The 9,924-nt window shown below is 40.7% G+C and carries 11 protein-coding genes and 1 other annotated feature; of the genes, 2 read left to right on the top strand and 9 right to left on the bottom strand.

The window, feature by feature from the left end; all coding sequences use genetic code 11:
• Positions 1-675 (top strand): aggregation-promoting factor C-terminal-like domain-containing protein (locus FC64_RS07420; RefSeq protein ID WP_202987271.1); only part of this gene is annotated, 675 nt, incomplete at its 5' end.
• Positions 676-832: 157 nt separating this feature from the next.
• Here the strand turns inward: FC64_RS07420 and greA are convergent.
• From greA to FC64_RS05815, 9 genes are all read right to left on the bottom strand, one after another.
• On the bottom strand, positions 833-1,306 hold the full coding sequence (gene greA, locus FC64_RS05855) for a transcription elongation factor GreA (RefSeq protein ID WP_057906976.1): 474 nt from the start codon (positions 1,304-1,306) through the stop codon (positions 833-835).
• Between the two features lie 14 nt (positions 1,307-1,320).
• Positions 1,321-1,977, bottom strand: coding sequence for a uridine kinase (gene udk / locus FC64_RS05850; RefSeq protein ID WP_057906975.1), 657 nt, complete (start codon positions 1,975-1,977; stop codon positions 1,321-1,323).
• A gap of 18 nt (positions 1,978-1,995) precedes the next feature.
• Positions 1,996-3,063, bottom strand: a complete 1,068-nt coding sequence (mltG, locus tag FC64_RS05845; RefSeq protein ID WP_057907119.1) for an endolytic transglycosylase MltG — start codon at positions 3,061-3,063, stop codon at positions 1,996-1,998.
• A 199-nt stretch (positions 3,064-3,262) separates the two neighbouring features.
• Positions 3,263-5,683 (bottom strand): phenylalanine--tRNA ligase subunit beta, encoded by a 2,421-nt coding sequence (gene pheT, locus FC64_RS05840; RefSeq protein ID WP_057906974.1) that lies wholly within the window; start codon positions 5,681-5,683, stop codon positions 3,263-3,265.
• Between the two features lie 14 nt (positions 5,684-5,697).
• Entirely contained in the window at positions 5,698-6,744 is a 1,047-nt protein-coding gene (gene pheS / locus FC64_RS05835) for a phenylalanine--tRNA ligase subunit alpha (RefSeq protein WP_057907118.1), read from the bottom strand.
• A gap of 56 nt (positions 6,745-6,800) precedes the next feature.
• Positions 6,801-7,032, bottom strand: a binding site (T-box leader).
• A gap of 39 nt (positions 7,033-7,071) precedes the next feature.
• Positions 7,072-7,413, bottom strand: a complete 342-nt coding sequence (locus tag FC64_RS05830; RefSeq protein WP_057906973.1) for a winged helix-turn-helix transcriptional regulator — start codon at positions 7,411-7,413, stop codon at positions 7,072-7,074.
• 141 nt (positions 7,414-7,554) lie between these two features.
• Entirely contained in the window at positions 7,555-8,043 is a 489-nt protein-coding gene (locus FC64_RS05825; protein ID WP_057906972.1) for an HD domain-containing protein, read from the bottom strand.
• Between the two features lie 114 nt (positions 8,044-8,157).
• Positions 8,158-8,928 carry a TrmH family RNA methyltransferase gene (locus FC64_RS05820; protein ID WP_057906971.1) on the bottom strand — a complete coding sequence of 257 codons (771 nt, stop codon included), beginning with the start codon at positions 8,926-8,928 and terminating at the stop codon, positions 8,158-8,160.
• Positions 8,929-9,140: 212 nt separating this feature from the next.
• Complete coding sequence (locus FC64_RS05815; RefSeq protein WP_057906970.1) at positions 9,141-9,329, bottom strand: hypothetical protein; 189 nt, start codon at positions 9,327-9,329, stop codon at positions 9,141-9,143.
• Positions 9,330-9,572: 243 nt separating this feature from the next.
• On the opposite strand from FC64_RS05815, the gene FC64_RS05810 reads away from it, so the two are divergent.
• A complete protein-coding gene (locus FC64_RS05810; protein ID WP_057906969.1) occupies positions 9,573-9,917 on the top strand; it encodes a hypothetical protein in 345 nt (114 codons plus the stop codon).
• Positions 9,918-9,924: the final 7 nt, after the last annotated feature.

Here is a 9,924-nt window from a genome sequence, read left to right as displayed (position 1 = left end):
GCTGAAGAAGCCGCTGCCGCTCAACAAGCTGCTAAGGAACAACAAGAAAAAGCTGCCCAACAGGCTGCTGCTCAAAAGCAAGCTGAAGAAGCCGCTGCCGCTCAACAAGCTGCTAAGGAACAACAAGAAAAAGCTGCTCAACAGGCTGCTGCTCAAAAGCAAGCTGAAGAAGCCGCTGCCGCTCAACAAGCTGCTGCTCAAAAGCAAGCTGAAGAAGCCGCTGCCGCTCAACAAGCTGCTAAGGAACAACAAGAAAAAGCTGCTCAACAAGCCGCTGCTCAACAAGCCGCTGCTGCTCAAGCTGCTGCAAATGCTAAGGCTGCTCAACAGCAACAAAAACAACAAAAACAACAAAAACAACAAAAACAACAAGTTGTTCAACAAAATACACAACAATCACAAGCTACTAATAACAACCAACAATCAAACAATAATAACAACAGCAGTAATTCTTCGGAAGACGCTGCAAAATCATGGATCGTTGCTCACGAATCAGGCGGTAACTACAATGCCCGCAACGGTCAATATATCGGTGCTTACCAATTAAGTGCTAGCTACTTAAACGGTGATTACTCACAAGCTAACCAAGATCGAGTTGCAAACCAATACGTTGCAAGCCGTTATGGTAACTGGGTAAATGCTCAAAAGCACTGGGAACAATGCGGTTGGTACTAAAATTAAATTAATCAACGTAAATGATTTGAGACTGAACATGTTTGTGTTCAGTCTTTTTTTATAAATCAACAGCTCTCCCTCTCCCTTCAACTAAAATTTCATAAAAAAATAAGGTTGTGATAAAATCACAACCTTATTTTTTCCTATTATCAATGATTTATTTCACATCAATAATTGTAACCGTCATTTCACCACCAGGAGTGGTAACAGTTACCTTTTCACCCTTTTTGTGACCAACTAAGCCCTTCGCAATTGGTGATTCATTTGAAATCTTGCCGTTTAATGGATCAGCTTCTGCAGCCCCAACGATTTGGTATGTTTCTGGATCGTCGTCTTCTTCTTGGAATGTAACCGACTTTCCAACTGAAACTTCATCAGCATCAACGTTTTCGTTATCAATGATTTCCGCATGGTTCAACATGTTGTCAATTTCTTTGATTCGACCTTCAACAAATGATTGTTCATCCTTAGCTGATTCATATTCTGAGTTTTCAGATAAGTCACCAAATGAACGTGCGATTTTGATTCGTTTGATAACTTCAGCACGTTTATTTGTCTTTAAGTCTTCAAGTTCTTCTTCAAGTTTTTTCTTACCTTCCAATGTCATTGGAAATGTTTTTTCTTCAGCCATTTAAAGCCCTCCTCTTATTCAGCACTTAAATTGTTCTTTTGAATAATATCACGAATCTTTGTTACCAACAAGTCAATTGCAACTTGGTTTTGCCCACCTTCGGGAACGATAATGTCAGCATACCGTTTTGTTGGTTCGATAAATTGGTGATACATTGGTTTAACCGTTGCTAAATACTGGTCAATTACAGATTGTAATGAACGTCCCCGTTCTTCAATATCCCGTTGGATCCGACGAATGATTCGAATATCATCATCGGTATCAACAAAAATCTTAATATCCATTAAATCACGAAGCCGCGGATCGTTTAATACCAAAATTCCTTCAACCAAGATAACTTCTTTTGGTTCTTGATGGATAACTTCTTTGCTTCGGTTGTGACTTGCATAATCATAAACCGGAATGTCGATTGCTTTCCATTCAAGCAAATCATGTAGTTGTTCAACTAAAAGATCGGTATCCAATGAGTTCGGGTGGTCGTAGTTAACCTTTGTCCGTTCGTCAAATGGAACGTTGTCCTGACTTTTGTAGTATGCATCTTCTTGGATCATTGCAAGTGAATGCCCGTGAAGTTGTTCAAGAATTGCGTTTGAAACGGTCGTCTTTCCGCTTCCTGAACCACCTGTAACCCCAATAATTACCGGACGATGTTTCTTTTCGTTGTTTGTCATTCCAAATTCCTCGACTTCCTATTTTTCGTATCCGTTTGCTTTTTGAACTTTACTTACATTTTCTTGATGTTGCTGATATGACTTCGTGTAGTAGATCTTTCCCGTCTTCATATTGGCAACAAAGTACAAGTATCCCTTATTCCGATCTTTTGGATAAAGGACTGCCTTAACCGCATTGATTGGCGGATTATTGACTGGTCCTGGTCCTAAGCCGTTATTTTGATACAAGTTGTATGGTGAATTGATCTTTAAGTCATTATATGAAATGTTTTGTTGATGCTTGCCTAATGCATATGACACTGACACATCTGTTTGTAATTTCATATTCTTTTGGAGCCGGTTTTCAAATACCCCAGCGATCATTTCCAAACTATCTTGATTCGTTCCTTCACCCTGAACAAGGGAAGCCAACGTCAACGTTTGCTGAACTGACATATGGTCATCCTTGATCTTTTGGTAGTATGGTTGCATTTCTTGATTTTCCTTGGCAACCATTTGTTCAACTAATTGCTTCAACGTTTCATTTTTTGAAACTGAGTATGTTGCAGGATATAAATAACCTTCAAGTTGGTATTTAACATCCTTAGCTCCCACCGCCGATGAAAGCAGATCAGGATACTTTTTCTTTAATTCATTTAAGAATTGCTGATCATTCAGCAAATTCAAAAAGTCTTGCTTTTTGAACTTCGTATCCTTTTGAATCATGTCGCCGATTTGATCAGCCGTGACACCTTCACGCACCAAAACCTTGCCTGAGCCGATTGGGGTACTTGAACCACCTTTTTGCAATTCAGTTGCGATCTGCGCTAAGGTCATTGACGGTTTAAAATCATAGTAACCGGCTTTAAATGCCGCCAGTTGTTTTGATTTGACATAGTAATTGAAGACAAAACCACTGCGGATAACGCCTTTCTTTTGTAAAATATCGCCAATTTGTTTGTCCGTACTTCCAATCGGAACCTTAACTTCAATTGATTCATTTGAAATTGGATCAAGCGGTTTAAGCGAACGTTGAACATACCGGTAACCTAAAAAACAGAAAAAGAGGATTACAACGATCAGCACGCCGATTGTCCAGTGAATGATTCGTTTTGCTGAACTCGGAGCTTCCTTAGCAACGTGGGAAGTTGGCTTCGTCTTCGCCGTTTCAACCTGTGATGACGTTGGTGATTGTTTCTTTTCCGCTTTCGAATTTGATTCTGGTTGATGTTGTTGATTATCTTGAGTCAAAATATTCCTCCTAAAGATTTTGCTTGAATCAAGCTAAAGTCTTATGCCTAATCAATTACCGAACTGTAACTTCAAGTTCTTCTTGAAGCTTCTTAACAACCTTATCAAATGCTTGGTTAATTTCATCATCGTTTAAAGTTCCTTCACTGTTGCGGTATACAAGCGTGTAAGCAAGTGACTTGAACCCGTCGTCGATCTTTTCGCCTTGATACAAATCAAAAAGCTTGATGTCAGCTAAGAAGCGACCGCCATTTTGCTTGATCGATTCAACGATTTGATCATTCGTAATTTCATTTGGAACAAGCAATGCAATATCCCGAGTTACTTCTGGATACTTCGAAACTGGGACATATGTTTCAACATTCTTTGGTAAGTCGATCAGTTTTTGCAAGTCTAATTCAAAGACATAAGTTGGTTTGATCTTCAATTCTTTAGCAAGACTTGGGTGAACTTCACCAATCAAGCCAACTAATTCGTCATTGACATAGATCTTGGCTGTCCGTCCCGGATGCATTTCTTCATATTCAGCGGTTGCTTCATACCGAATGCCATCCGTAATTCCCAGAGAGCTCATCAAGTATTCAACAATTCCCTTTGTTAAGTAGAAATCAACCGGCTTCTTTGCATCGTGCCATGTAGCTTCATGGAATAATCCAGTTAATGCTCCGGCAATGTGTTCGATGTCATTTGGCCGTTCAGCATCCTTTTCCCGCAAGAAGACGCGCCCTTGTTCATACAAGGCAACGTCGTTGACTTTCCGCGCTTGGTTATATGCCACGTCATCTAACAACCCGCTAATCAAGTTCATCCGTAATGTTGTGTGGTCTGAACTCATTGGGAAGTCAAGTTGGGTCATTTCAGCTTCATTAAGCATAAACCGTTTGGCCTTTAATTCTGTTGTTAACCCATATGAAATTGCTTGACTTAATCCTGCACTTTCAAGGATTGCGCGTGCATCACGGATAATCTTTTGCGCTTTTGTATAGTGGCCTTCCGTTAACGGCATAGTTGGCAATGTTGTTGGAATATTATCATAACCGTAGATCCGGGCAACTTCTTCAATTAGGTCAGCTTGGATTGCAATATCCCAGCGACGTGGCGGAACGCTAACCGTTAATGTGCCAGTTTCATCCTTAGCAATCCCAAATCCGAGTTGTTCAAAAATTCCGACGATTGCTTCATCCGTCAAATCTGTTCCTAAGACCTTATTGATCCGTTCCGGCAAGATTTCAACATCCACGTTTTCAGGATCAACGTGGTTGATTTCCAATGTTCCGCTAACAACTTGGCCATCGCCAAATTCAGCAATCATTTGGGCAGCGGCATCCAATGCTTCTTGAACCGTTGCAACGTTGATCCCGCGTTCAAACCGTTGGGAGGCTTCTGAATGTAAGTTTTCACGCCGGGCAGTCTTCCGAATCTTTGATGAATTGAAAACGGCAGCTTCCAAAACAACGGTCTGCGTGTTATCGGAAACCTCGGTGTCTTTGCCGCCCATTACGCCGGCAAGTGCAATTACGCGATTACCATCAGCAATCACTAAGTCCGTTGCCTTTAATTCGCGTTCTTCACCATCAAGGGTCGTCAATTTTTCACCTTCGTTAGCTAAGCGCACCGTTAACTTCTTTGAGTCAAACTTATCATAATCAAAGGCATGCAATGGTTGACCGTAGTCCATCAAAATATAATTAGTAACGTCAACAACGTTATTAATTGGTCGAATACCGGCATTCCATAACCGGTTTTGCATCCACATCGGACTTGGCTTGATCGTCACGTTTTTAACCATTCGTAACTTGTATGGTGCAACTAATTCTTGATCAGCATCTTCAAGGCTTAATAAGTCTTCGATCTTTGAAGATCCGTCTTCCTTAACCGTTGGATGTGGAAGTGAAACTTCACGGTCATAAATCGCTGCTACTTCATGAGCAACCCCGCGCATGCTTAACATGTCACCGCGGTTGGGCGTGATGTCAACATCAATAATACTTTCATCCATTCCAAGGTAATCCCAAATGGGTTCGCCCGGAACAGCATCTTCTGGTAAAACGTAAATTCCATCAGCAAATTCCTTTGGAACAACTGCATCCGGGAAGCCGATTTCTTGCAAACCGCAAATCATTCCCATTGAAAGTTCACCGCGCATTTTGCTCTTCTTGATCTTGATGTGGCCGGCGATCCAAGAGTTTGGTAATGCAACGATTACATTTTGACCAGCAGCAACATTTGGTGCCCCGCAGACAATTTGATATGGTTCTTCATCGCCAACATCAACTTGGCAAATGTGCAGGTGATCTGAATTCGGATGCGGCACACATTCTAAGATGTGACCAACAACAATTTTCTTTTGCCCGTCTGCACGCCGCGAAACGCCATCAACTTCAACGGCTGTGCGTTCGATCTTTTCGCCGAGTTCTTCTGGTTTTAAATCATCAACTTTAACGTATTCATTAAGCCATTTGGTTGAAACTTTCATTGATTAACACCCTCCTAACCTTTCTGTGAGAATTGATTTAAGAAGCGCATGTCATTCAAGTAGAACTCTCGAATGTCATCAACGCCGTACTTCAACATTGCAAACCGATCTGGACCTAACCCAAAGGCAAAGCCGCCATAAACTTCCGGATCCACGCCGGCCATCTTCAAAACGTTCGGGTGAACCATGCCGGCGCCTAATACTTCGATCCAGCCGCTGTTCTTGCAAACAGCACAACCTTTACCGCCGCACTTGAAGCATGAAACATCCACTTCGGCAGATGGCTCAGTAAATGGGAAGTAACTTGGACGTAATCGAATTTCACGGTCTTCACCAAAGATCGTCTTCGCAACTAATTCCAATGTTCCCTTTAAGTCGGCCATCGTGATATTCTTATCAACCACTAATCCTTCAACTTGGTGGAATTGGTGAGAGTGCGTTGCGTCATCAGTATCCCGCCGGTAAACTTTCCCAGGTGAGATCATCTTTAATGGACCTTTTGAAAAGTCATGCTTTTCTAATGTCCGGGCTTGAACCGGTGATGTTTGGGTCCGCATCAATGTCTTCTTTGTAATGTAGAATGTGTCTTGCATATCACGTGCTGGGTGATCCGGCGGCAAGTTCAACATTTCAAAGTTGTAGTGATCCTCTTCGACTTCGGGTCCTTCAATAATTTGGAATCCAAGGCCTAGGAATAATTTTTCAATTTCATCGATGATTTGAGCAAGCACGTGCGGCTGACCAGCTTTTACCGGAACTCCTGGTAACGTAACATCGATTTTTTCAGCTTCCAGCTTCTTTGCTGTCTTTTCAATTTCAAGTTCATTTAATCGGTCCGCAATCGCATTTGCTAATGCATCGCGCACCTTGTTAGCTAAAGCCCCGACTTTTGGCCGTTCTGCCTTGTCTAAATCACGCATTCCGCGCAAAACTTCTGTAATCGGACCTTTTTTTCCAAGATACTTAACCCGAATATCGTTAACTGCTTTAGTATCGTTGGCAGCTTTGATAGCTGCTAACCCTTCAGTTTGTAATTCTTCAAGGCGATCTTGTAAATTCATATGTTTCATTCCTTTCTCAACCACAATTTGCGTAAAAAGAAAAGCCTCATCCCTCAAAAAGGGACGAGGCTTCGCGGTACCACCCTTGTTTTGCCGCTTATCTCCTTTTCCAAAATAAGCAAGCAACACTCACTAAGTCAGATAACGGCCTAACACCGGGCTACCTTCGTCATCTCCCAGTAACCACTCAGGAAGTGAATTCAGTCACGGACGAATTAAACCATTCACACTATCTGGTTCTCACTGAAACTAATCCATTGACTTACTAATTTCCGTCTACGCTTTTCTAACTAGATAGTTTACCGTGAAACCGGCATTTCGTCAAGTTTAATCTTGATGACAATCCGCAAGCGAATACCATTTATCGGCCCACGTATGAATTGCATCCATCACGTTTTTCAGGTCGCTTCCGCGATCCGTTAATTCGTACACACTGTGCGCTGAATCAGGCGCTGTGTGCTTGATCAATCCTTCATTCTCAAGTTCGCGCAGCCGTTCGACTAAAACGCGGTCGCTGCATTTTTTTACTTTGCTTGAAATGTCCTTAAACCGTTGCGGACCTTCGCATAGCAACACTTCAATAATCAAGCCGTTCCATTTCCGGCCAAGGATGCTGAAGGTCTTGCTGAATTTTGGACAAAGATTAAATTTATCGTTACAGTCTGCCATTTATTTTCCACCCTTTAAAAAAAGGCTATGATATTCGTCATGGCCTCTTAGATGTTTTTGAATTTCAAACACAATTAAGTGTTTCGTCGCATCTTTTTACTGTGATTATTGTACACTATAACCTTACTTTTGCAAAGTAAATCAATATGCTGACCGCACCATTCGTTCAACCTTATCAACAAGATGATGGCTATATTCATCAACCGCTGAGATCTTATCAACGGCCGTCACAATAAATCCTTCCGGATACTTCGGAGGAATCAGCGTTGCACCCCACATGTGTTTGATAATAATGTCTTTTTCTTTGTCAGTTAAAGTCGTAATCTTTTCAGCATTGCGGACAGCTACGCGTGGATGGATCCAGGCATGCGTCCCAAGGTTAAATTTGGTATCACGCCAGTCGTAATAAAATAAGTCATGTAGTAGTCCTGCTCGGGCAACTGCTCGGGCATCAAGATGCATTTTCTTGGCAATCTTATATGACTCATACGATACCGTGATCACATGATCAAGCCGCGTACAAAAATGATGCTGTTCATATTCAGATAACTTTTGAACTTCGGGCTTGACTAATAAATTTCCCACGTAACTCATATATTCTGCATCGTTACGCCACTCGTTTTCTTTCATAGAACCTCACGATCTTTTCATTAAATTCTTACACCCCATATGCTAATGGGCTTGGCTTTAAAAAGCAAACGTTATAACAAAATTGTATCAATTGCTTAACATTCTTAAATAAAATTAATTTGCTTTAAGCTGAAACATCAAGATACCGGCCGCAACGGCTACATTTAATGATTCGGCTTTTCCAATAATCGGAATGTAAAGGTTCAAGGAGGTCTGCTTTAAAAGCTCCTTGTTCATTCCATTTCCCTCATTGCCCATAATCAATGCAAAATCGGCATGCTTACCGACTTGATCATACGGACGAGCATCTGGATTTAATTCCGTTCCAAAAACCGGTTTGTTTTGAGCTTTAAAAGCTTGGATCCATGGTTCAAGTGGTGCAGTAACCATCTTCAAGTGAAACTGGCTGCCTTGCATTGAACGAACGATTTTCGGATTATAAACGTCCGCCGTACCATCTCCAAAAACGATTCCGCTAAAGCCAGCCGCATCCGCTGTCCGAACCATCGTTCCAATGTTGCCGGGATCCTGAACATTATCCATAAAAAGCCATGCCCCATTAACATCTTCCGGTTCAATTGTTTGCTGTTCTGGAATCTTAACAACTGCCATTACCCCTTGCGGATGTTTCGTATCACTTAAATGTTTAACCACGTTATCCGTAATTTGAATTAAACCAGCCCCTTCTGGAACTTCGATCTCTTGTAAGTGTTTGAAATCCGGCTGCACCATGATCGTTTCGATTGGTTCACGTGTCCGAATTGCTTCCTTAACTAAATGCCAGCCGTCAAGCAAGTATTTTCCCTGCTTCAACCGGCCCTTTTTCGTATTCAATTTTGACCATGCTTTAACTTGTGAATTGTTAACTGATGTAATAATCTTCAATTTTGCTTTGATCTCCTTGATGTAAAAAATTCCGTTTTCATTATACTATATCGAGTTAGCGAATTTCATCTTTAAAAATTAAAATGAGGCCGAGCATTAATCTCAACCTCTTTACTATCTTTGTTATATTTGAACTAGCGACCGAACAAGCAAGTTACAATCCGATCGGCCCCTATCATACCCATGGTTAACATTTTATCTTCTTTTCATCTTTAGTCTTTTTTCCGATATCTAACCATTCCCGTCAGCATTAAAATCACACCAACAACAACTAATCCACGTTGGGCAAATGAAACGCCGGGAACGTTGCTGATAAATGGGAAAAGACATGAAAATAAGCTTAATCCGATACAAAAAATCCCGACGACCCAGCAAAAATCTTTTCGTAATAATTCACGCATGTTTTTCACCCTCTTCATTTCAAGAAGCATTATATCATTTTATCTGAATTCATTCAGTGATAAGTACTTGTTATAAATAAGTTGAAAGATAACGTAAATTTTACTTATCAATCTTTTTTAATAAGTTTAACTAATACTAATCAAGCATTGATTTCCTTGAGCATTGCCAGTACAATTTTAGTGGTTAAGAGGCTTTATCGAACCTCTTTTGAAATTTTCACGTTATAATTAAGGAGTATGTACATGATAAACGATGGTTTAATCCCATTTTCACCTAATCAGCAAAATGCAATTTGGATGTTAGTCAATGCAGAGTACTTTCGGGATGCAATCAATCTAAAGATTAAAAATTTAACGATGACACCTCACGGAATCTTCGTTAATGACAACCAGCTTTTTTCAAGCGAAGAACTGCTTTACTTGATTAGGTTGATTCAACAACCTTCCACGGAACATCCACATCTCAACATTGATTTTGATGAAGATGGGAATTTAATTCACTACATTAATAATTACAGCGTTGAAGTTTTGTTTAACGCCTTACAGGTTAAATTTATCAAACTTCTCTGCTTGTATTTTAATAATTAAGAATTTC

The sequence above is a fragment of the Ligilactobacillus araffinosus DSM 20653 genome (assembly GCF_001435375.1).
Taxonomy (GTDB): domain Bacteria; phylum Bacillota; class Bacilli; order Lactobacillales; family Lactobacillaceae; genus Ligilactobacillus; species Ligilactobacillus araffinosus.
This window is presented reverse-complemented; position numbering and strand designations above follow the sequence as displayed.

Bases quoted from the DNA above. Each gene is read 5' to 3' on its own strand.
- FC64_RS05825 (WP_057906972.1), bottom strand. From the start codon at position 8,043: ATGAAAGAAAACGAGTGGCGTAACGATGCAGAATATATGAGTTACGTG.
- FC64_RS05810 (WP_057906969.1), top strand. From the start codon at position 9,573: ATGATAAACGATGGTTTAATCCCATTTTCACCTAATCAGCAAAATGCA.
- pheS (WP_057907118.1), bottom strand. From the start codon at position 6,744: ATGAATTTACAAGATCGCCTTGAAGAATTACAAACTGAAGGGTTAGCA.
- udk (WP_057906975.1), bottom strand. From the start codon at position 1,977: ATGACAAACAACGAAAAGAAACATCGTCCGGTAATTATTGGGGTTACA.
- FC64_RS05815 (WP_057906970.1), bottom strand. From the start codon at position 9,329: ATGCGTGAATTATTACGAAAAGATTTTTGCTGGGTCGTCGGGATTTTT.
- pheT (WP_057906974.1), bottom strand. From the start codon at position 5,683: ATGAAAGTTTCAACCAAATGGCTTAATGAATACGTTAAAGTTGATGAT.
- FC64_RS05830 (WP_057906973.1), bottom strand. From the start codon at position 7,413: ATGGCAGACTGTAACGATAAATTTAATCTTTGTCCAAAATTCAGCAAG.
- greA (WP_057906976.1), bottom strand. From the start codon at position 1,306: ATGGCTGAAGAAAAAACATTTCCAATGACATTGGAAGGTAAGAAAAAA.